The sequence below is a fragment of the uncultured Pseudophaeobacter sp. genome (assembly GCA_905479575.1).
Taxonomy (GTDB): Bacteria; Pseudomonadota; Alphaproteobacteria; order Rhodobacterales; family Rhodobacteraceae; genus Pseudophaeobacter.
Map to the genome: position 1 here is coordinate 1 of CAJQNB010000072.1, position 22,042 is coordinate 22,042.

The window sequence follows — 22,042 nt, forward strand, 5'->3', positions numbered from 1 at the left end:
GGCATTCTCATTCTTAAGCCGCTCCACGAAACCTCGCCTGATGAATTTGACATGACGTTCAACGTCAATGTACGCGGTATTTATCTCGGCATCCGAGCCGCGGTTCCATTGATGAAAGAGGCCGAAAAGGCATCTATTATCAATATTTCTTCAATCTATGGGATTGTTGGAGCCGCTTCGGCGGGAGCCTACATTGGATCCAAAGGCGCCGTACGGATGTTGACGAAATCCTGCGCAGTCGACCTGGCTGAAAGTGGCATACGCGTGAATTCGATCCATCCCGGTGTCATCGATACTCCCATGACAAAAGATCTGCTACACGCCGACGAAGTTACCCGGCAGGCAATTCTGGGGGCCACGCTGCTCAAGCGGCCAAGCAAACCTGAAGAGGTTTCGAATGCGGTCCTGTTCCTCGCATCGGATGAGTCATCGTTCGTTCACGGAGCAGAGATTGTAGTAGATGGCGGTTATACTGCGAATTGACAGAGACACATCCCAAGTAACGGCCTGGAACCCGGGCCGTTACTGCCATTGCAAATTTCCAAGACGATAAACGCCAATGAAAATAATTGCACCTATAAAACACCTAATTGATTACAACGTGAAGGTTCGCGTTAAGGCGGACGGTAGCGGAGTTGGTCTCGCGAATGTGAAGATGTCGATGAACCCGTTCGACGAGATTGCGGTTGAAGAGGCGATCCGTCTGAAGGAAGCGGGCAAGGCGGACGAGCTTGTCGTCGTGTCGATCGGCGTGAAACAGGCGCAGGAAACGCTGCGCACGGCGCTGGCGATGGGCGCGGACCGGGCGATCCTCGTCGTGGCCGCCGACGACGTGCACCAAGATATCGAGCCGCTGGCGGTGGCCAAGATCCTAAAGGCCGTGATCGACGCCGAGGCGCCGGGCCTGGTGATCGCGGGCAAACAGGCGATCGACAACGACATGAACGCGACCGGCCAGATGCTGGCGGCGCTGCTGGGCTGGGGTCAGGCGACCTATGCCTCTGAGGTTGCGATCGAGGGCGAGCATGCCGTCGTGACCCGCGAAGTGGACGGCGGTCTGCAGACCATCAAGGTGAACATGCCCGCCATCGTCACCGTTGACCTGCGCCTGAACGAGCCTCGCTATGCTTCGCTGCCAAACATCATGAAGGCGAAGAAAAAACCAATGGCCGAAAAGACTGCCGCCGATTACGGCGTCGATGTCACGCCGCGCCTGGAAGTGGTTTCCACCTCTGAGCCAGCGGCCCGTGCCGCCGGTATCATGGTTGGTTCTGTTGATGAACTGGTCGAGAAACTCAAAGAAGCGGGGGCTGTGTAATGGCTGTTCTTCTCCTTGCTGAAGTCACCGATGGCGCCCTGGCGCTGGACGCAACCGCAAAGGCTGTGACAGCTGCTGCGGCTCTGGGTGACGTGACCGTTCTGGCCGCTGGCGCATCTGCTGCCGCTGCCGGTGCCGAAGCTGCCAAAATCGCTGGCGTTTCACGCGTTCTGGTTGCCGAAGACGCATCCCTGGGCCACCGCCTGGCGGAACCCACAGCGGCGCTGATCGCCTCGCTGGCTGGTGACTACGAGCACATCGTTGCCCCTGCCACCACCGATGCCAAAAACGTTCTGCCCCGCGTCGCCGCACTGCTGGACGTGATGGTGATCTCGGATGTGACAGCTGTTGTTGACGGCTCCACCTTCGAGCGCCCCATCTACGCAGGCAACGCCATCCAGACCGTCAAATCCTCGGATGCAAAGAAAGTCATCTCGTTCCGCACCGCGACCTTTGACGCCGCTGGCGAGGGTGGCTCCGCCTCTGTTGACACCATCGGTGCTGCAGAAAACCCCGGCCTCTCTGAGTGGGTCGAAGACAAGGTTGCCGAATCCGACCGCCCCGAGCTGACCTCGGCTGGCGTTGTTGTGTCCGGCGGTCGTGGCGTTGGCTCCGAGGAAGACTTCAAACTGATCGAAGGTCTGGCTGACAAGCTGGGCGCTGCGGTTGGGGCCTCGCGGGCAGCGGTCGATTCCGGCTACGCGCCCAACGACTGGCAGGTTGGCCAGACCGGTAAGGTCGTGGCGCCTGATCTCTATGTCGCTATCGGTATCTCTGGTGCGATCCAGCACCTGGCCGGCATGAAAGACTCCAAAGTGATCGTCGCGATCAACAAGGACGAAGAAGCGCCCATCTTCCAGGTTGCTGACTTTGGCCTGGTTGCCGACCTCTTTGCAGCCGTGCCTGAGCTGACCGAAAAACTCGGCTAAGCGAACAGTTGCAGTCCGGGGCGATCCCAGACTGCATCACCACAACAAACGGGGCCCGCACTGAGTGCTGGCCCCGTTTTTGTTTGCATGTTCTGAAACCCGGCCCCTGTCACCCACCGATGTCGCCCGCTGCTATCTCCTCTGCGAAGAGGGCCTGCCTCTGCGATCCAGAGATCAGCGCAGGCTCTGCAGCTTCTCAGCCAGGGCGCAGCCAATGCGCGCGTGCTCATTGGGGCCCAACATGTGCTGGGCCGCCGGAAAGTCCAGCGCGCCCATAGTCATCCCGTCAAAATCATCCAACAGACCAGCGGGCGCCACATCGACCTCCACCACGCCTTTGGTGCGGTCCTGCAGCGCCTGGATCATGCTGTTCTCCACCAGCACCGGCTCGTGGTTGAAGGCAGCATTGCCTTTCAGACGATAGCGCACCCAGAGCAGCACAACCCGCCCTTCCAGTGTCGCAATCACCTGCGCCATGCGATCAACCCAGGTGTCTTGAAGATGCCGACGCACCTCTGCAAACCGCTCCTCAGAAAGCGCTTGCAGGGTGGTGAGCAAATGCTTGTTAAAGTGGAACTCGGTATAGTCCACTTCAGGGAACAGCGTCTTGAGCGCAGGCTGCGCCTGCAAAAAGCGGTCATTGCGCCGTGGATGCACCCGGTAATAGCGGTTTGAGACATTCTGCGCCCCCAACACCTGCACCACAGAAAGGTCCGCCCCCCGCGCAACCTCCATCAGCACCTTGTCGCTGGCAAAGGTGTCCAACCCTGCGTTCACCGCAGCCAGATTGACACAGGGGGTTTTTAACAAAGATTCGCTAACGTCTGAAAAGGGAGTCTTCACAAACCGTCCAAATACCTCTGTCCCACCAAGAAAAGCGATATATGGACTGTCTAATTCTCTTTGGGGGCCACGTACTGGCAAGCGTGATCCCGCATAGCAGCACGTCCCACCCGAAAGCGCGCCTGCGCTTTTGGCTTCGTAGCTCATAGTTCCCACCGTTTTATTCACCCAAGGATCACTTTGGGGGCGAAAGATTGCAAATTCCCTAAAGTTAAATTTCACCTAAAATTCCAGGCGTGCAGCCTTGTGTCTGCCCCAAGGCCACCGATAAGGTTGCCAAGCAGGCAAACTGGGAGCCACTGGCATGGATATCAAAAAGATCGGCATCATTGGCGCGGGCCAGATGGGAAATGGCATTGCACATGTCACCGCATTGGCAGGCTATGATGTTGTTTTGAATGACATTAACCAGCAATCTCTGGATGCTGCGGTCAGCGCGATTCACAAAAACATGGCGCGTCAGGCCAGCCGTGGAAAAATCTCCGAAACAGATGTCACCGAGGCTCTGGCCCGGATCACCACAACGCTGACACTGGCGGACGTCGGCGCCACCGATCTGGTGATCGAGGCCGCAACCGAGCGTGAAACCGTCAAGCAGGCGATTTTTGAGGACCTGCAGCCGCATTTGCTGCCGCATACGATTCTCACCTCCAACACCTCATCCATTTCGATTACCCGCCTGGCCAGCCGGACGGATCGCCCCGAACGCTTCATGGGCTTTCATTTCATGAACCCGGTGCCCGTGATGCAACTGGTGGAACTGATCCGCGGCATTGCCACCGATGAAGAGACCTTTGCCAGCTGCAGAACCGTGGTTGAACGCCTCGACAAAACCGCGGCCAGCGCCGAAGATTTCCCGGCCTTTATCGTCAACCGCATCCTGATGCCGATGATCAACGAGGCGGTCTATACGCTTTACGAAGGCGTTGGTTCGGTTAAATCTATCGATGAGTCGATGAAACTTGGCGCCAACCACCCGATGGGCCCGCTGGAACTGGCTGACTTCATCGGCCTAGACACCTGCCTTGCCATTATGAACGTGCTGCACGAAGGTTTGGCCGATACCAAATACCGGCCCTGCCCGCTGCTCACCAAATATGTCGAAGCAGGCTGGCTGGGGCGCAAAACCCAACGCGGGTTCTATGACTATCGCGGTGAAACCCCCGTTCCAACCCGCTAATCCCCCGCCTGAGCTGCTGCTTCGGAACCCTCATCGCCTGACACTCGCAGGACGGCGGCGCGGACAGGGCACAAGCCAAATTGCGGAGGCTCCGCGCCCTTTGGGCGTGGACACCGTCATTTTGCTTGGGACAGGGCCAAGCCGCTGTCACGCAGGGATCAGGCTATGGGCGCTTTGACGTTGCTGCTTTGGTGACTCAGAAGCTGAAAGGCCCCCGGCAAAGACAGCCTAAGCTCTATTAGCTCAGCTCTTTTGACCAAGATCCAGCGTATGCTCTCGTAGCCAGGCCATGAACCCACGTGGATCGCTTTGCAGCCGCTGCATCTGTTCCTCGGTCAAAGCCTCACCCACGACTGGCGCCTGGGGTTTGTTGCAAGAGCGCACAATCTCATGCAACAGCAGCCCCTGTCGTAAGATCGGCGAGATCTTATTGGCGATCTGATAGCTGCGTGAATTGCGTCCGGGGAAAAAGATCGGCACCACTCGGGCGCCAGAGCGGCGGATCAGCTGCGCGGTAAAGACATTCCATTCCTGCTCGATCGCAGGACCAAACCAGGTCTCGGATGACATCACCACTCCCGACGGGAACAGCGCCACAACCCCGCCCGCTTTTAGATGGGTCATGGTCTTGGCGCGCATCTCGACCATTTTCTTTTGCGCATCCGGGTCATGTGGAAAGGGCACCGGAATCATAAATGAGGTCGCAGCCTCATCGAGACCAGTCAGCACTGACCGGGTCAAAATCCGGTAATCCTGGCGCACCCGACCGATCAGATCGGCAAAGATCATGCCGTCCACCATGCCATGGGGGTGATTGGCGACAATCACCACCGGGCCATCGCTGGGGATGCGTTTGATCTGCTCTTCCGGGGTCATCAGATCGATGCCCATGATATTGAGCGCCCCGCGCCAGAACTTCTGACCGCGATATTCCGCGTTTTGATTTTCGAACTTTTTGACCATGCGCAGAATGGTCAGCTTGCCGGTCACCCACTCGATGGCTTTGATGGCCAAAGAGGTCCAACGATCATCAAAAGAATTGGCATAGGTCAGGGTGCGGCGGTCATAGACCTCACCGATGTCCTTTTTGCTCTCCGGTGCAACACCGGTGTTCTGCTCATGTGCCGTATCCGCCACCGTGCCATTCCTGTCAATTGAGGGAAGCCGAGTTTAGAACCCCTCGCCGAATTTGTCAGCCACCAGGGCCTCTACCGCATCAGCCAGAGCACCAGCATCCGGCCCCGAAGTCTCGACGTCAATAGTCGTTCCTTTCGAGGCTGCCAACATCAAAAGCCCCATGATACTGTCCCCAGAGGCAGACATTCCGTCTTTTGAGACCTCAGCCGTTGCGTCAAAGCCTTCGACAACCTCCACCAGTTTGGCGGAGGCACGGGCATGCAGCCCCTTTTCATTTACGATTTTTAATGTCTTCAAAGCCATTTATTGCGCCTGCTCCCCGTCGGGATTGATGTTTAGAGAATTAATATACTTACGCCCCGCTTCCATCGCGTGGCGTACGGCTTCCCCCACCACAAGATCTCGGGATTTGGTGAGCTTGATCAAAAGCGGCAGATTTGCTCCGTACAATATGCGCCTGCCAGAAGGTTTACAGGCCCGCAAACTGAGGTTCGAGGGCGATCCACCATAGAGATCCGTCACCACGACAACGCCGTCACCAGTATCCACCTGGTCCGCTGCCGCGCAGATTTCGCGCTGCTTGTCTTCACGGTCATCATCAGGTGCGATGGCAATGGACAAAAGGTTGGGCTGAGGCCCTACGACATGCTCGACCGCAGCCAGGTATTCCCCGGCCAGCCCGCCATGTGCCACGATCACGATCCCGATCAATCCTGTAACTCCGTATCCCTGCTAGCTTTGCAGCTCGCGGTGTCTAATTGACACCTGCTGGCCCCGTTCTGCAAGGGCTTTTGCAAGGGTTTCTGCCAAGGTCACCGAGCGATGTTGCCCCCCCGTACAGCCAAAGGCGATCGACAGATGCGATTTCCCCTCCTCGCGGTAGGCTGGCAGCAAAAACTGGGTGATGTCCAGCACCCGCGCAAAGAAGCCCTCATAGCGCGGATCCGCCTGCACATGCGCCTGCACAGAGCCATCGCGCCCATCCTGCCCCCGCAGGCTCGGATCCCAGTAGGGGTTGTTCAGAAACCGGCAGTCAAACACCATATCAACACTGCGCGGCACCCCGCGTTTATAGGAAAAGCTCTGGATCGACAGCGCCAGGTTGCGGCCTGTGGGAACAAAGAGATGCTCGATCTCCGCCTTGAGCTGATGCACATTCATATCCGAAGTCTCCAGCAACAGGCTGGCCCTGTCGCGGATCGACCCCATCAGGCTTAGCTCTCGTTGCACCCCCAGTTCCGGCGTTTCCCCCGGCGACAGCGGATGGCGGCGCCGGGTTTCCGAATAGCGACGCAACAGCACCTCAGGACGGGCATCCAGATAGAGCACCGACAGATCACAGCCCTCACGCGCTTCCAGCATATCAATGACTTCCAACAGCGCTGCCGGGGAAAAATCCCGGTTGCGACTGTCCAGCCCCAGAGCCATCGGCCCCGCACCGTCCGCCGCTGAAACCAGCCCCGGCAACAGCCGCAGAGGAAGGTTATCAATGGCCTCATAGCCAAGATCTTCGAGCACGTTGATCGCAGTTGTACGCCCGGCGCCCGAAGGCCCAGTTACCAGTACAATCGGGGTCACCTTGGGTTCAGGCATTGGTGTTCCACCAGTCAGGGGTTTGCATCAGAAAGCTTGGCATCAGGATCCAAAGCGCCCGATTTGAGAAACTGTATCAGGGCTGCTGCGAAATGGCTGCACTCTGCGCGATGAAACACCTGGATCTGCTGCCCCAGCAGCGCCTGGTGCCGTTTGGGAGGCAGGCGCTCGGCCTCCACCTGATCCAGGTCGACGATCGCACAGATCGCGGTCTCTTTGGCGGCGGCAACGGTCAAAATCCCAACAAATCGCGCCTCAACAAGGCCCTCAGCTGCCGGAGATCTGGCCCAGACGTCCCGCCCCTGCTGCCAGATCTGCACCTGGTCATCCGCCACCAGATCCGCCCCATAGGCCATCAACTGCAAAGCAAGGGCGGATTTGCCGCTGCCAGACGCGCCCCGGATCAACAGCCCGCGCGCGCCCCATGTCACACAACTGGCGTGCAGGGAGAGGCAGGGTGCGACCGGTGCCATCACAGATCAGACGGGCAGGCCAACAACAAATCGTGCGCCCAGTGGTTCAGAGGTAACATCGGCCTCGGTGGGTCGGATGTTTTCGGCCCAGACGACGCCCCCATGGGCTTCGACGATCTGTTTGGAAATCGCCAGCCCAAGGCCGGAGTTATTGCCAAAATGCTCATCCGGGCGTTGCGAGTAGAACCGTTTGAAGATCTTTGCCAGCGCCTGTTCGGGAATGCCGGGGCCAGTGTCTTCGACCACGATCAGCACCCTGTTGTCGCGGCGGCGGGCCCAGACGCGGATCGCATCGCCTTCTTCACAAAAGGAGATCGCATTGGTGATCAGATTGACAAAGACCTGCGCCAGACGCGCCTCCAGGCCCTGGATCATCACCGGGCGCTGGGGCAGATCGGTGATATAGTCGATCTGCTTGGCCCGTGCGTCTTCGCCAAGATACTGATTGAGATTGGTCAGCATCTGCAAGAGATCGAATTCATCCTCTTCCTCTTTCACCAGCTCGGCATCCAGACGCGACGCATTGGAGATGTCGCTCACCAAACGGTCTAGGCGGCGCACATCATGTTCGATGACCTCCATCAGCTTTTCGCGCTGATCTTCGCGTTTGACCATCCGCAGGGTGCCGACGGCAGATTGCAGACTGGCCAGCGGGTTTTTGATTTCATGGGCCACATCGGCTGCAAACTGTTCGTTGCTGTCGATCCGACTATACAACGCCGTGACCATACCGCGCAGCGCCCGGCTTAACCGGCCGATCTCATCGGGGCGCGCTGACAGGTCGGGAATACGAACACGACCCGCATGAGCCTTGCGAGAATTCCGCTCACGGCCCAGCTCGGCAGCCTCAGCCAGATCCGCCAGCGGATTGGCGATGGTCGAGGCCAACACCAGGCTCAGCCCGACAGAAACCAACAGGGCAATAATGAAGATTTGCAAAACCCGTTCGCGTTCGCCGCGTACCAGGGCGTCGATTTCACCGGAGGGCGAGGCCAGCGCGACGACCCCGATGGCGGTGCCATTGCTGAGGATCGGTGCCACTGCCGACAGAACCGTTCCGCCGCTGGTCTCTCCGACCACTTCGATCTTGGCCCCTTCGGTCAAGGACTGTCGCACCAGGCTCTGCAGCTGATCACGCAGCGGCTTGATGGGGCCCCCTTCGACAGGTTCGGATTGGAACGCACCCCCCAACGTCGTCCAGAGCCTCGACAATCCGTCGGAAATCAACGTCCGGTTTTTGGAGCCCTCGTTCAGCGCATTCAACGCGTCAGGCCGGTTGACCCCGGTGACCTGCGCCACCAACACGCCGGAGGTGTCAAAGACAAAGGCCTCGACCCCACCGCGCAGGGTCACCCCTTCCAGCACGTGCAGCGGGTCAATGCCATCGCCCGTTGTCAGGCTGACAGCCCCCGAGGAGGGCAGCACCGCTTCAAAAACATCGGCAATCAACGAGACCTCGGCCACCAGAGCCCCGGCCCGCTGCTTTACCAGACTCTGACGCGAGGAGTTCAGGTAGAGAATGCCGGCAACCAGAATGATCAGAGCAATCAGGTTGAAGGTGATGATCTTGCGCGTCAGAGGTGAGCCTTTCAAAGAGAAAAACCCGCGACGCGCCCGTTTCACCTGCATTTCAGCCGCAACGGTCTGGTCTGGCGCGACCCAATCGTCGCCCAGAACCACATCTCCTTCTTGCCGACTCGGTGTCAGGCCAGTGTCACGCATTGTTGCACGCCCCCCTGGGAAAGACTGCGGGTCTTACTCTTCATTATAGCGATACCCGATCCCGTAGAGGGTCTCGATCGCTGCAAAGTCACCATCGGCTGTCCGCATCTTCTTGCGCAGCCGTTTAATATGGCTGTCGATTGTCCGGTCATCCACATAGACCTGATCGTCATAGGCCACATCCATCAACTGATCGCGGCTTTTGACAAAACCCGGGCGCTGCGCCAGGGCCTGCAACAACAGGAATTCAGTCACCGTCAGCGACACGTCCTTGCCCTTCCAGCTGACCGCGTGACGCAGCGGGTCCATCCGCAGATTACCCCGGTCCATCACTTTTGTCTCTGGGGCCTCGGTTCCGGCCTCATCACTGTTGAGCGCCTCTTGGCGGCGTAACAATGCGCGGATGCGCTCTACCAGCAGGCGCTGCGAGAAGGGTTTTTTGACGTAATCATCCGCCCCCATGCGCAGCCCCAGAACCTCGTCGATTTCATCATCTTTGGAGGTGAGGAAAATCACCGGCATCTGGGTTTTCTGCCGCAGCCGCTGCAACAGATCCATACCATCCATGCGAGGCATTTTGATGTCCAGCACCGCCATGTCAGGCAGCTTCTTGTTAAAGGCATCCAGCGCGGCCTGCCCGTCGTTGTAGGTCTCCACCTCAAACCCTTCGGCTTCCAGCGTCATCGCCACAGAAGTCAAAATGTTGCGGTCATCATCCACCAAAGCAATCTTCGACATTGGATTTGCCCCTAAATCTGCTCTTTTATATTGTCAGTATTTTTTCCCTTTCATCGCCCGTCTTGCGCGACGAATCAATCCCCATTGGCGAATCAGGTCTCTCTTTGGCCACAATTAGGGCAAAAATGTCTTATCAACCGCTGAACAGTGAACAGCGATCCACCCTCGCGACAGATGGTTGCGCTAAACTCCGCCTTGATGGCGCTAACTGCGCCAAACCGTCCTGTTCAGTCATGGAACCGTCATGTTATGAGCTGCCTCACCGGTGTCGATACCGGACCCTATGCCCCGATCTGCCTTTGGGGCGCAGCTTTTAATCTATGCGGCATACCAAGCCGGCACAGGAGAGAGAACACATGGCATCTGGACGGGTTAACCCGAATTTCCGCCTCGAGGATCAAGGTATCGAGGGTCTGGGCAATGTCCATTACAACCTCATGGAGCCTGCCCTTGTCGAAGCAGCGGTAAAGCGCAACGAAGGCACCCTGGGCAATGGCGGCGCGTTCCTTGTGACCACCGGCAAGTTCACCGGTCGCTCCCCTAAGGATAAGCACGTCGTCAAATCTGACAGCGTCAAAGACACCATCTGGTGGGAAAACAACGCCGAGATGTCGCCTGAAGGGTTCGACAATCTCTATGTCGATATGCTGGAGCACATGAAAGGTGGCGACTACCACGTGCAGGATCTGGTTGGCGGCGCCGACCCCAAGCATTCGATCAATGTCCGCATGGTCACCGAGCTGGCCTGGCACGGGCTGTTCATCCGCACCATGTTGCGGCGCCCCGAGCGCGAAGACCTGAACGATTTTGTTGCAGACTTCACCGTCATCAACTGCCCCAGCTTCCAGGCCGACCCCAAGCGTCACGATTGCCGTACCGAGACCGTCATTGCGATGAACTTTGATCGCAAGATGATCCTGATCGGTGGCACCGAATATGCCGGTGAAAACAAAAAATCCGTATTTACCCTGCTGAACTACCTGCTGCCCGAAAAAGGCATCATGCCGATGCATTGCTCGGCTAACCACGCCAAAGGCAACCCTGTCGACACCGCCGTGTTCTTTGGCCTGTCCGGCACCGGCAAGACCACGCTCTCTGCTGACCCTGACCGCGTTCTGATCGGCGATGATGAGCACGGCTGGGCCGATAATGGCACCTTCAACTTTGAAGGCGGCTGCTACGCCAAGACCATCAGCCTCAACCCTGAGGCCGAGCCAGAGATCTACGCCACCACCACAAAGTTCGGCACCGTGATCGAAAACATGGTCTTTGACGAAGAGACCAAAGAGCTGGACTTTGAAGACGACAGCCTGACGGCAAACATGCGCTGCGCCTATCCGCTGCACTATATCTCCAACGCCTCGGAAACCGCGCTTGGCGGCCACCCCAAGAACATCATCATGCTGACCTGTGATGCCTTTGGTGTGCTGCCTCCGATTGCCCGTCTGACCCCGGCGCAGGCGATGTACCACTTCCTGTCTGGTTTCACCTCCAAGGTGGCAGGCACCGAGCGCGGCGTGACCGAGCCCGAGCCCACCTTCTCCACCTGCTTTGGCGCGCCGTTCATGCCACGCCGCCCCGAAGTCTACGGCAACCTGCTGCGTGAAAAGATCGCCGCCCATGGGGCAACCTGCTGGTTGGTCAACACCGGCTGGACCGGTGGTGCCTACGGCGTTGGCTCGCGGATGCCGATCCGCGCCACACGCGGGCTGCTGACCGCCGCCCTCGAAGGCACCCTGGCCGAGGTCGAGTTCCGCAAGGACAGCAACTTTGGCTTTGACGTGCCTGTTTCGGTGCCCGGCGTTGCCGAAGTCCTGCTGGACCCACGCCGCACCTGGGACGATCAGGCTGCCTACGACAAACAGGCCGCCAAACTGGTTGAAATGTTCTCCAACAACTTCGAACAGTATCTGCCCTATATCGACGAAGACGTAAAAGCCGCCGCGATCAGCTAAGGCCCGCGTCACCGCGAAATAGAAAACCCGGCCAGTGGCCGGGTTTTTTTGTCTATCCTGCTGGGGTGGAGCCTTTTGGCCAGCTTAGATCCGCCCTGCCACCATGTCGCGCACCTTCACCGCGTAGCGGTCGGTCATGCCAGAGACAAAATCCCCCAGGCTATGCATGGCGCTGTAGTCATCCGTAATGCCGCGCAGATCCAGATCCACCGCCCGCACCAGTTTGGCCCAATAGCCATGGCGCGCCAGAAACGCCTCAACATCCCAGTCACAGCTGCGCAGATCATCATACAGCCCGTGGAAATGATCCAGCACCGCAAAAATCACCTGACGCCCGGCAATCTCCAGCTCCGTCTTGCGCCGTGCCGTAAAGATCCGCGCGTTTGAAATCTCTTTCATCTGATCAAAGGCAGCCGCCTTGGAGGAAACCTCCATCAGACCGTCGTTGAACTCACCCGCCATGATAGCATCATAATTGTCCATGAAGGCGGCAACTGCGGCTATGATCGCCTGATGGATGGCGCTGGCCCGGCGCATGGCGACAATTTCGCGCGCCGTCATCGCCGTATCATCCGCCCGGTTGGGCTTACCTGCGATCATTTCCAGACATTCGATCACCTGAATGGTGCTCAGGTCGCCTACCGTCGCGGCGTCTTCCAGATCCAGGATCCGATAGCAGATGTCATCTGCCGCCTCGACGAGGAAGGCCAGCGGGTGGCGCCGCCAGTATTTCCCCGGCCCGGCGCCATCACTGCGCAGCCCCGTTGCCTCGGCCACCTCGGCAAACAATGCCGCCTCTGAGCCAAAGACACCAAATTTCTTGAGCCCCACATAGCCGGGAGTGGCCAGGTGCCGGGCCTCGGCGGTGCAGGGGTATTTCATGAATGCCGCAAGGGTCGCATAGGACAGGCGCATGCCGCCATCGCGCCTAGCCATTTCCAGGGCCGCTGCGATGCGAAAGCCCTGGGCATTGCCCTCAAAGGCCTCAAACTCAGCCTGCTGGGCTGCAGGGACGGCTCCGGCAACGCCGCTCTTCGTCTGAAACTGCGTCGCAAACCACTGGCCAATGCTGTCTTCGCCAGAATGGCCAAAAGGCGGGTTGCCGATGTCATGCACCAGACAGGCCGCCTGAACCGTGCCGGCAATCACATCGCGCTGCGCCTCGGTGATGTAGCCCTGCTTGAGCATCGCCTGCCCCGCCAGCACCCCAAGCGAGCGCCCGGCGCTGGCGGTTTCCAGCGAATGGATCATCCGGTGGTGCACATGGTCATGTTCATAGAGGGGATGCACCTGGGTCTTTTGCGCCAGGCGACGGAAGGGTTCAGAGAACAGGATGCGATCATAGTCCTGCAGGTAGGCCGGACGGCCTGGATCCTCGGGATAGTCCGGGCGGCACAGACGCCCCGCATTCAACAACCTGTCCCATTCCATCGCCATCGCGCCTCGCTCCCGTGACTGCCGCTTTCGTTGTGGCGGTTAAACGGGAGCACGCGGCAAAATGCAAATGCTTCACCGACGGGTTTACACCGGGGCGATGCCCGATGGTTCCAGTTTATGTTCCGGTTCAACATGGATGGTGACCTGCGCCTCTGGAAAGCTGGCCTGGATGCGGTCTTCGATGCGGTCACAGATCGTGTGGGAGGCCTGCACCGTCATCGTGCCTTCCACCACCATGTGGCATTCGACAAACAGGGCGACACCCGCGCGGCGGGTTTTCAACCCATGCACCTGCAATGCCCCCGCAGCCGCATGATGCAGCAGCTCTTCGATCCGGGCGCGCTCTTCCTTGGGGGCGGCGGAATCCATCAGCCCATTCACCGAGGAGGCGACAACACCGTAGCCTTCGCGCAGGATATTCACCGCCACAAACAGCGCCAACAGCGGGTCCAATATGGCCCATCCGGTGACCATCGCCAGCACCAGCCCCAACAAAACCCCAACCGAGGTCCAGACGTCGCTCATCAAATGACGCCCGCCGGCGGTCAGCGCCGGAGAGTTCAGCGCCCCGCCCCGGCTGATCAACAACCGCGCCCACAGCAGGTTCAACACCAGGGCCGCCGCATTCACCAGCAGCCCGGCGCGGCCCCAGGTCACCGTCTCGTTCAGGTTGCCAAGCGCCTGCACCGACTGCTGAACAATCAGCAGCGCCGCAATGATGATCATGATGCCTTCAAGAACAGCCGAGAAATACTCAGCCTTATAGTGGCCAAAGGGATGGCCGGCATCTGCGGGCTTTTTGGCGTAATGCACCGCCATCCAGGCCATCACAGCCCCGCCGACATTGACCAGCGACTCCAGCGCGTCCGACAGCAAGGCCACCGAATCTGTCAGCCACCAGGCCACCAGTTTCAGGCCCAGCACCAATACGGCAATCAGGATGGTGCCCAGAGCCAGTCGTTCTGCGTTCATCCCCTGCATCGCGCTTTTGTGTTCCTTGGTTACACTAGCTTGCCAGATCGGCCAGTCGTCCAACACAGCCAACTCGGCCAGCCTACAACATCAACCCGCGGCGCAACAGATTGAGCCCGGCCAGAAGCAGAACAATTAGCGTAGCTTGCTTAAAAACTCTTTGATCAATGCGATCATGCAACATCCCACCAATCCACATGCCCAGCACAGCCGGCACAATCAGAAGGATCGAAAACGGCAGGGTCTCTAGGCGCATCACGCCCGACCCAATATGGGCAAACAACAGCGCAAAGGCGCCCATGCCGTAAATCACCCCCTGCACCCGGATCTGTTCGCTCTTTTCAGTGCCTAGTGCGGTCAGATAGGCCACCGTTGGTGGCCCCCAAACACCAGAGATCCCGCCGATCAACCCGGCAAAAGCCCCGACCATGACTTCGACCCGTGGCGTCGGCTTGGCCAGAGTGAGAGGCACCCCCATCAGCTGCAGCAAGACAAACAGGGTCACCGGACCACCAATCGCCAGGAACATCACCTGCTGCGGCAGCACCCGCACCATCTGGGCGCTGAGCAGCAAAAACACCAACCCCGCCAACAGGAACAGACGGAACCGCTTGAGCGAGGCAAAGGCCGCGCCGCCGCCCTGTCGCAGCGCCTGCATCCAATTGGTCACCAGTGTCGGCAGGATCAACCCCGCCAGCGCCAACTCGGGGGCGAGAAACAGGCTCAACCCCGAGACCAGAATCATTGGCAGCGCAAAGCCAACCATGCCCTTCACCGTGCCGGCAAGCAGCGCGATCCCAAAGGCGATCGCCAAATCACTGGCGGAAATGAGTGAAAAAAATGCGTCCATGTAGTCTGCCCTATCATCCCATTCCCGCAAGGAGAACCACCACAGAGCGCCAAATTTCGTCACGCAACTTTTTATCACTTTGCCGCAGCGCGGCGTATTTTTGTTGCGCTGCACCTGCAAAGTGATTTACCACCTTAGCGACCCAAGAAGGACGTGATTCAATGGCTCATGACGGACAGGACCTGCAAATGAAACCGATTGTGCTCCCCGAACTGCTGGCGCTCACTGGCGCAGCAATTGCCCCCCTCGAAGCGACCCTGGAGGCCGCCCGGGTTGCGGTGCGCAACCAGGTCACCCAGGAGGGTCGCGTTTCCGGCCAGTTGATCGAAGCCAACCAGACCGCAGCGCACGGGCTGTCCTGGCTTGCCACCTATGTCTATGCGCTGCGCCAGATGCAGGACTGGGCTGACAAGCTGCAAAGCGATGGCGCTTTTCATGAGATGGAGCAGCTGATCCACCAGATCGCCTTTGGCGAATATCTGGCGCAGGTTCAGGGCGGCATTCAGATGAACCAGGGTGAAATTCTGCGGCTGCAGGATCTTGGCCTGGGTCAGGACGCCGTGGAGGCGCTGCGCACCGAGGCGGTTGTGTTCCTCACCGAAGGGGGCAATACTCAGGCTGCACGCAGCCGCCTGGCCGAGCTGATGCAAGAGCAGGCCGGCGCCACCATGTTCGGCGCTTCGGGTCTGGAAGAAGAGCTGGAAATGATCCGCGATCAGTTCCGCCGCTACGCATCAGACAAGGTTGAGCCCCACGCCCATGACTGGCACCTGAAGGATGAGCTGATCCCGATGGAGGTCATCGAAGAGCTGGCCGAGATGGGCGTCTTTGGCCTGACCATCCCCGAAGAATTTGGCGGTTTTGGCCTCTCCAAGGCCTCAATGGTTGTGGTCTCCGAAGAGCTGTCGCGCGGCTACATCGGTGTCGGCTCCCTCGCCACCCGCTCGGAAATCGCCGCTGAACTGATCCTTTGTGGTGGCACCGATGAGCAAAAAGCCCAGTGGCTGCCCAAAATCGCCAGCGCCGAAATCCTGCCCACGGCTGTGTTCACCGAGCCAAACACCGGGTCCGACCTTGGCTCATTGCGCACCCGTGCGGTCAAAAATGAGGCCGGCGATTATGAGGTCACCGGCAACAAGACCTGGATCACCCATGCGGCCCGCACCCATGTGATGACCCTGCTGGCACGCACCGACCCCGACACCACCGATCACCGGGGCCTGTCGATGTTCCTGGCGGAAAAAACGCCTGGCACCGATGCCGAGCCCTTCCCCACCCCCGGCATGACCGGCGGCGAGATCGAAGTGCTTGGCTATCGCGGCATGAAGGAATACGAGCTGGGCTTTGACGGATTTGCCGTGAAACAGGCAAACCTGCTGGGCGGCGCCGAGGGCAAGGGCTTCAAACAGCTGATGGAGACCTTTGAAAGCGCCCGGATCCAGACCGCGGCCCGCGCCATCGGCGTGGCCCAGTCGGCGCTGGATATCTCCATGCAATACGCTCAGGATCGCAAACAATTCGGCAAGAGCCTGATCAACTTCCCCCGCGTCTCCGGCAAGCTGGCGATGATGGCAGTCGAGATCATGGTGGCGCGTCAGCTCACGTATTTCTCGGCCTGGGAAAAGGATCACGGCCATCGCTGCGATCTGGAAGCCGGCATGGCAAAACTGCTGGGTGCCCGGGTGGCCTGGGCCGCTGCTGACAACGGTTTGCAGATCCACGGCGGCAATGGCTTTGCGCTGGAGTATAAAATCAGCCGGGTGCTGTGTGATGCACGGATCCTGAACATCTTTGAAGGCGCCGCAGAAATTCAGGCACAGGTTATTGCCCGCCGCCTTCTGGCCTGATCCTTTTACAACAAGATCCCCCAAAGCCCGGCCATTGGTCGGGCTTTTTTGTTCCTGGTGTTACTTCACCCCTGTCTCGGCATAAGCCCCGCATCAGGCCTGTTGCCCGATAATTCCCCGGCTTTGCCTTACCGCCTGCCCTGGTGCTTTTTATTGATTTACAACATCCGGTATAAGTGCATCTAAAATTCGATTTACACTCCAAATGAGCCCTGTGCCCATGCTTCAATTTCTGCCCCGGTTATCTTACATTTTCTGTGCCTTGTTTACCCTATCCGGCTGTGGAGAGCGCGCGCCCCAGAACCCGGAGGGCGGAGTTTTGGTGATGGGCGATTCGCTGATGGCCTGGAATGGCATCTCCCAGCGGGCGGTCTCAGACGTGATGGAGAAGCGCCTCCAAGTCGAGGTCACTGATCGCTCCCTTTCTGCGGCGCGCATGATCTATCGCCTGCCCATCAGTGGCGCGGCCGGGTTGAGTATTCCCAAACAAATGCCCAATGGCGACTGGAATGCGGGCGACTGGAACTGGGTGGTGTTGAATGGCGGCGGCAATGACCTGTGGCTGGGCTGCGGCTGCACCGCATGTGGGCGCAAGATGGACCGGTTGGCCACCCGCGATGGCAGCAGTGGCGCAATTCCTGATCTGGTGAACCAGCTGCGCAGCAAGGGGGCCAAGGTAATCTACACCGGCTATCTGCGCAGCCCCGGACTTGGCTCTCCCATTGAATACTGCAAGGACGAAGGCGAAGAGCTGGATCGACGCGCGGCCCGGATGGCAGCCCGAGACGAGGGCGTCTTTTTCCTGTCTCTGGCCGATCTGGTGCCCCATGGGGATCGCAGCTACCACGCGATTGATAGGGTCCACCCCTCAGTCAAGGGAAGCGATGCTATTGCAACCCGCATTGTGAATTTGATCACCGAAGTAACACAGGCGGAGTAGCCTCAGCTGTCCGGCAATCGCCGCATGAAGGCATCAACAAACCTGCTGCGGGCTTCGGGCAGCGGCTGGTTCCCCAGACTGGGCGCCAACCGTTCTGCCAGGAAGAACCCGGTGGTCTGCAGCCCCTGCGCCACTTCATGGTCTGCAGCCTCACCGATCCCGCGCAGGACCGGCGGCAACGGCAACAGGCGGCTGACCCATTGCCCCGCCTCCTGAACGGACACCGCCCGCCCCGTCCGAGGCGAGATATAGGCCAGATCTTCGTTGCGCCCGGACACCGCGCAGGCGCTGAGATCAAGCCCAAAGCCCATTTCTTTGAGCAGGGCCATTTCCCAGCGCAGGTAGGCCAGGGGCCAGACCTCCGCCTGCTCCAGCAGGTCCAGCAATTGTTCGGACTGTTTGTAAAGCACCGGGTAGGCTTCGCGCTCGGGCAGGCAAAACCCCAACAGCGCTGTCACCGCATTCAGCCCCGCCAAGGCCATACGACCAGAAAAGGCCGCCGCCGCGCGGCTGCGCAGAGGTTCGGCCTGATAGCTGCCTAGGTGATCCTGCAGCCGAGCCCGCCACAACAGATCCAGCTGCGCACCCGGTTGCAGCACCGGCGCCTTTTTGCGACTGGCGCCCCCATGTACAATACCGGCGTGACGGCCGTGATGTTCAGTAAAAACATCAATAATTGCAGCCCCTTCGCCGTGACGCCGTCGGGACAACAGAATGCCATGATCACGCCATTCCACTGATATTTCCCCCTGATTGCGCGCTGCGGCCCTGACTATCAGACCCTAACAGCCCCCCAACGGCAAGCCTTGCCTCAGCCCTTGGGGCTTGGGTCTTTAAACCAAGGTCATTCCAGCCCTGGTTCATCCAGCAGGTGACGCCCGGCACGGTCCTCAATCTCAATCACCCAGAGATCGGGGTCAAACTCTTGCTGGCGTCGGATCGCGGCGTCCACATCCGCCTCAACACCGCTGGTATGTTCGATCCATTTGCGTGCGCCGCTCATCAAATCGTAGGAGCGATGAAACGACTGCGCCTGCCCGTCCAGGGTGTTCAGCTTGACCAGCACCGCGCCTGCAGTGTCATCGCCATGGGCGGTGACAAACCCCGGAATATCCTGAAACCGCAGGCGGGCAAGATAGGCATCAACCCAAAAGCGGGCGGTCAGTCGGGGCATTGCGGGGCCTCTGGTGTGATCCCCGCCGCAGGCCGCAGCATCTGTGGCAGCTGCCGGAGCCTCCGGCGGAGATATTTAAGGAAAGATGAAGGGTGGTACGCGCCCTGTGCACCGGGCGCTTCCCTTAGTTGCCGTCTTTGAAGTCCAGTCCCATTTCCGAGTAACGCTCGGCCTCTTCCAGCCAGTTGGGGCGCACTTTGACCTGCAGGAACAGATGCACCTTGCGGCCCAGGAACTCGGTCAGTTCTTCGCGGGAGGATTGCGACACGGATTTAATGGTTTCACCGCGCTTGCCCAGAACGATGCCTTTGTGACCATCGCGGACCACATAGATCACCTGGTCGATCTTGGCCGAGCCATCTTTGCGCTCTTCCCAGTTTTCGGTCTCGACCGTCATCTGATAGGGCAGTTCCTGGTGCAGGCGCAGGGTCAGCTTTTCGCGGGTGATTTCCGCCGCTATCATCCGCATTGGCAGATCAGCGATCTGGTCTTCAGGGTAGAGCCAGGGACCTTCGGGCAGTGTTTTAGCCAGCCAGCTGCGCAGCACCTCGACCCCGTGGCCACGCTCGGCCGAGATCAAAAAGGTTTCGGCAAAATCAAAGCGATCGTTCAGATCCTTGGTGAGGCCAAGCAGCACCTCGGATTGCACCCGATCGATTTTGTTGATCACCAGAGCCACGGTCCGGCCCTGAGCCACATCCGCGAGACCTTCGAGAATGCGCTCCACACCTTCGGTGATGCCCCGGTGGGCCTCGACCAGCAGTAACACAATTTCAGCATCGGCAGCGCCGCCCCAGGCGGCTGCCACCATGGCGCGATCCAGACGGCGGCGGGGCTGAAACAGGCCCGGCGTGTCGACAAAAACGATCTGGCTTTCGCCTTCCATCGCAACGCCGCGCACCCGGGCGCGGGTGGTCTGGACCTTATGGGTGACGATCGAGACCTTGGCCCCGACCATTCGGTTAAGAAGAGTGGATTTGCCCGCGTTGGGCTCTCCGATCAGGGCGACGAAACCGGCGCGTGTTGTCATGTTGAGTGCTCCAAACGTGCCAAGAGCGCCTTGGCTGCGGCCTGTTCTGCGAGACGTTTTGAGCCCGCAGTTGCGCGCTCTTCGGTGCCATCTTCCAGCCGAACAGCAATGGTAAAAATAGGTTGGTGATCCGGACCTTCGCGTGCCACCTGCACGTAGTCCGGTGGATTCTGACGGCGCGCCTGGACATATTCCTGTAACGCGGTTTTAGGATCTCGGGCGTCGGCCTCTACCTGATGAATGCGCGCGCCCCAGAGCCGCAGGATCATCGCCTGGGCGACTTCGAAGCCGGCGTCTTTGTAGACGGCAGCAATCACCGCCTCCATGCCATCGCCCAACAGGGCCAGCTTGCGGCGCCCGCCGGACATCATTTCCGAACGCCCCAGTTTCAGCACCTCACCCAGTTCGATCTCGCGGGCGACATCGGCGCAGGCTTCTTTACGCACCAGCGCGTTAAAGCGTGGCGCCAACTGGCCTTCGCTGGCCTCCTTGTCATGCTCCAGCAGGGCTGTTGCCATGACCAGGCCAAGCACACGATCCCCGAGAAACTCCAGACGCTGGTTATCCTTGCGGTTTGGAGAAGACACCGAGGGGTGGGTCAAGGCGCGCACCAAAAGCTCCGGCCGGGCAAACTGGTGCCCGATCCGCTGCTCAAAGACGCGCATTTCTTTCGATAGTTTCACTCGATCCCCTTGAAGTAGCGGTCAGAACGCCAGGTCCAAAAAAACAACATTGAGCGGCCAGCAGACGAGAACATGATGCGATCCGCGCGCCCGATCAGATTTTTGAGTGGCACAAAGCCAACGCCGCCAGCGGTCTGTACCAGACGGCTGTCACTGGAATTATCGCGGTTGTCGCCCATGAAGAAAAAATGCCCCTCAGGCACCTTATAGACGCCCGTGTGATCCGCAGACTGGTTGCCAATATTGAGGATCGCATGGGTGTTGCCATTCGGGAAGGTCTCAATCTGGCGCGATTTGAGGCAGGCCCCACCCAGACCAACAGGCGCGTTTTCACAGCGGGGGCGAGAGCCCTGTGGTCCCTGCGGCGCCATGGCTTCCTCAAAGTTGCCCGCATCCTCCAGCCCAACGGCTGTGCCGTTGATGAACAGCACCCCATCTTTGACCTGGATACTGTCCCCCGGCAGGCCAACCAGCCGTTTGATGAAGTCGGTGCCAGTCACCGGGTGGCGGAAGACAACCACATCGCCGCGTTCGGGATCAGAGCCCAGCAAACGGGTGTTATCATTGTCGAGAAAGCCGCAGATGTCTTCGGCATCGATATTCAGCCCGATAGCGCCGATGCGCACACTGGGACAAGAGGCATAGGAATAGCCATAGGCCATCTTGTTGACGAAGAGGAAATCACCAATGAGCAGCGTCTCCTTCATCGACCCCGAGGGGATCCAGAAAGGTTGAAAAAACAGGGTCCGAAAGACCCCAGCAATCAAAAGGGCATAAACAATGGTCTTTACCGTTTCGAGGATCGATTGTCCGGCCGTGGGTTTTGCCGTCATCAGGCTCTCCGGGTTATGAATTTAAGGGTCCGGCGCTACATGAGCGCGTGAGGGGCGCGAGTCAAGCTTCACTGGCGGTTTCAGAGGGCTGATCCGCAGACTGATCCACGGGCTGAGCGTGAATTGGCCGGGCCTCAATGACCACAAAGGCCTGCGCCCAGAGGTGATCATCGGTCAATGTCACGTGAATAACCGCGCTGTGGCCAGCGGGTGTCATTTCAGCCAGGCGCTCGGCGGCCCAGCCAGTGACCTGCATTACCGGCTGGCCACTGCGCAGATTGCTGACCGCCATGTCCTTCCAGGCGATGCCCATACGCAGCCCGGTGCCCAGCGCCTTGGAACAGGCTTCTTTGGCGGCCCAGCGTTTGGCATAGGTGCCCGCCACATC

The 22,042-nt window shown here is 59.3% G+C and carries 24 protein-coding genes; 7 read left to right on the plus strand and 17 right to left on the minus strand.

Annotation, left to right across the window (positions count from 1 at the left end):
* The 3 genes from QZ268_RS17465 to QZ268_RS17475 form a co-directional block, all read left to right on the plus strand.
* Positions 1-483, plus strand: a 483-nt coding sequence (locus QZ268_RS17465) for an SDR family oxidoreductase (RefSeq protein ID WP_295455090.1), incomplete at its 5' end; no start/stop codon positions are given.
* Positions 484-559: 76 nt separating this feature from the next.
* A complete protein-coding gene (locus tag QZ268_RS17470) occupies positions 560-1,318 on the plus strand; it encodes an electron transfer flavoprotein subunit beta/FixA family protein (RefSeq protein WP_295455092.1) in 759 nt (252 codons plus the stop codon).
* A complete protein-coding gene (locus QZ268_RS17475; protein WP_295455094.1) occupies positions 1,318-2,247 on the plus strand; it encodes an FAD-binding protein in 930 nt (309 codons plus the stop codon). The genes QZ268_RS17470 and QZ268_RS17475 overlap by 1 nt, the downstream gene beginning before the upstream one ends.
* Before the next feature lie 174 nt (positions 2,248-2,421).
* Here the strand turns inward: QZ268_RS17475 and QZ268_RS17480 are convergent, their stop codons facing one another.
* Positions 2,422-3,237, minus strand: a complete 816-nt coding sequence (locus QZ268_RS17480) for a DUF6473 family protein (RefSeq protein ID WP_295455096.1) — start codon at positions 3,235-3,237, stop codon at positions 2,422-2,424.
* A gap of 157 nt (positions 3,238-3,394) precedes the next feature.
* Here QZ268_RS17480 and QZ268_RS17485 point away from each other — a divergent pair, with 157 nt between their 5' ends.
* Positions 3,395-4,270, plus strand: a complete 876-nt coding sequence (locus tag QZ268_RS17485; protein WP_295455098.1) for a 3-hydroxybutyryl-CoA dehydrogenase — start codon at positions 3,395-3,397, stop codon at positions 4,268-4,270.
* Between the two features lie 243 nt (positions 4,271-4,513).
* Here the strand turns inward: QZ268_RS17485 and QZ268_RS17490 are convergent, their stop codons facing one another.
* From QZ268_RS17490 to QZ268_RS17520, 7 genes are read right to left on the minus strand one after another with little or no spacing between them, the layout of a single operon-like run.
* Positions 4,514-5,407 (minus strand): lysophospholipid acyltransferase family protein, encoded by an 894-nt coding sequence (locus QZ268_RS17490; protein ID WP_295455099.1) that lies wholly within the window; start codon positions 5,405-5,407, stop codon positions 4,514-4,516.
* A 33-nt stretch (positions 5,408-5,440) separates the two neighbouring features.
* A complete protein-coding gene (locus tag QZ268_RS17495; RefSeq protein WP_295455101.1) occupies positions 5,441-5,710 on the minus strand; it encodes an HPr family phosphocarrier protein in 270 nt (89 codons plus the stop codon).
* Positions 5,711-6,118 carry a PTS fructose transporter subunit IIA gene (locus QZ268_RS17500; RefSeq protein ID WP_295455103.1) on the minus strand — a complete coding sequence of 136 codons (408 nt, stop codon included), beginning with the start codon at positions 6,116-6,118 and terminating at the stop codon, positions 5,711-5,713. It abuts the gene before it with no gap.
* A 21-nt stretch (positions 6,119-6,139) separates the two neighbouring features.
* A complete protein-coding gene (gene rapZ / locus QZ268_RS17505) occupies positions 6,140-7,000 on the minus strand; it encodes an RNase adapter RapZ (RefSeq protein ID WP_295455105.1) in 861 nt (286 codons plus the stop codon).
* Positions 7,001-7,014: 14 nt separating this feature from the next.
* Entirely contained in the window at positions 7,015-7,473 is a 459-nt protein-coding gene (locus QZ268_RS17510) for a serine kinase (RefSeq protein WP_295455107.1), read from the minus strand.
* 6 nt (positions 7,474-7,479) lie between these two features.
* Positions 7,480-9,195 (minus strand): sensor histidine kinase, encoded by a 1,716-nt coding sequence (locus tag QZ268_RS17515; RefSeq protein ID WP_295455109.1) that lies wholly within the window; start codon positions 9,193-9,195, stop codon positions 7,480-7,482.
* A 33-nt stretch (positions 9,196-9,228) separates the two neighbouring features.
* Positions 9,229-9,933 (minus strand): response regulator transcription factor, encoded by a 705-nt coding sequence (locus QZ268_RS17520; RefSeq protein ID WP_295455111.1) that lies wholly within the window; start codon positions 9,931-9,933, stop codon positions 9,229-9,231.
* Positions 9,934-10,289: 356 nt separating this feature from the next.
* Here QZ268_RS17520 and QZ268_RS17525 point away from each other — a divergent pair, with 356 nt between their 5' ends.
* Positions 10,290-11,888, plus strand: a complete 1,599-nt coding sequence (locus tag QZ268_RS17525; protein WP_295455112.1) for a phosphoenolpyruvate carboxykinase — start codon at positions 10,290-10,292, stop codon at positions 11,886-11,888.
* A gap of 84 nt (positions 11,889-11,972) precedes the next feature.
* Here the strand turns inward: QZ268_RS17525 and dgt are convergent, their stop codons facing one another.
* From dgt to QZ268_RS17540, 3 genes are all read right to left on the minus strand, one after another.
* A complete protein-coding gene (gene dgt / locus QZ268_RS17530) occupies positions 11,973-13,319 on the minus strand; it encodes a dGTP triphosphohydrolase (protein ID WP_295455133.1) in 1,347 nt (448 codons plus the stop codon).
* A 90-nt stretch (positions 13,320-13,409) separates the two neighbouring features.
* On the minus strand, positions 13,410-14,306 hold the full coding sequence (locus QZ268_RS17535) for a cation diffusion facilitator family transporter (RefSeq protein WP_295455114.1): 897 nt from the start codon (positions 14,304-14,306) through the stop codon (positions 13,410-13,412).
* Positions 14,307-14,379: 73 nt separating this feature from the next.
* Positions 14,380-15,147: a sulfite exporter TauE/SafE family protein gene (locus QZ268_RS17540; RefSeq protein ID WP_295455116.1), complete on the minus strand. Its 768-nt coding sequence runs from the start codon at positions 15,145-15,147 to the stop codon at positions 14,380-14,382.
* Between the two features lie 161 nt (positions 15,148-15,308).
* Here QZ268_RS17540 and QZ268_RS17545 point away from each other — a divergent pair, with 161 nt between their 5' ends.
* Both QZ268_RS17545 and QZ268_RS17550 read left to right on the plus strand, forming a co-directional pair.
* On the plus strand, positions 15,309-16,994 hold the full coding sequence (locus QZ268_RS17545) for an acyl-CoA dehydrogenase family protein (protein ID WP_295455118.1): 1,686 nt from the start codon (positions 15,309-15,311) through the stop codon (positions 16,992-16,994).
* Between the two features lie 325 nt (positions 16,995-17,319).
* Positions 17,320-17,934, plus strand: coding sequence for an SGNH/GDSL hydrolase family protein (locus tag QZ268_RS17550; protein WP_349376245.1), 615 nt, complete (start codon positions 17,320-17,322; stop codon positions 17,932-17,934).
* Between the two features lie 2 nt (positions 17,935-17,936).
* Here the strand turns inward: QZ268_RS17550 and recO are convergent, their stop codons facing one another.
* From recO to QZ268_RS17580, 6 genes are all read right to left on the minus strand, one after another.
* Positions 17,937-18,671 carry a DNA repair protein RecO gene (gene recO, locus QZ268_RS17555; RefSeq protein ID WP_295455122.1) on the minus strand — a complete coding sequence of 245 codons (735 nt, stop codon included), beginning with the start codon at positions 18,669-18,671 and terminating at the stop codon, positions 17,937-17,939.
* A gap of 107 nt (positions 18,672-18,778) precedes the next feature.
* Positions 18,779-19,108: a DUF1491 family protein gene (locus QZ268_RS17560; protein ID WP_295455124.1), complete on the minus strand. Its 330-nt coding sequence runs from the start codon at positions 19,106-19,108 to the stop codon at positions 18,779-18,781.
* 124 nt (positions 19,109-19,232) lie between these two features.
* On the minus strand, positions 19,233-20,138 hold the full coding sequence (era, locus tag QZ268_RS17565) for a GTPase Era (protein ID WP_295455126.1): 906 nt from the start codon (positions 20,136-20,138) through the stop codon (positions 19,233-19,235).
* On the minus strand, positions 20,135-20,821 hold the full coding sequence (rnc, locus tag QZ268_RS17570) for a ribonuclease III (protein WP_295455128.1): 687 nt from the start codon (positions 20,819-20,821) through the stop codon (positions 20,135-20,137). The genes era and rnc overlap by 4 nt, the downstream gene beginning before the upstream one ends.
* Positions 20,818-21,654, minus strand: coding sequence for a signal peptidase I (lepB, locus tag QZ268_RS17575; RefSeq protein ID WP_295455130.1), 837 nt, complete (start codon positions 21,652-21,654; stop codon positions 20,818-20,820). The genes rnc and lepB overlap by 4 nt, the downstream gene beginning before the upstream one ends.
* Positions 21,655-21,715: 61 nt before the next feature.
* A partial coding sequence (locus tag QZ268_RS17580) for a holo-ACP synthase (RefSeq protein ID WP_295455131.1) occupies positions 21,716-22,042 on the minus strand: 327 nt, incomplete at its 5' end.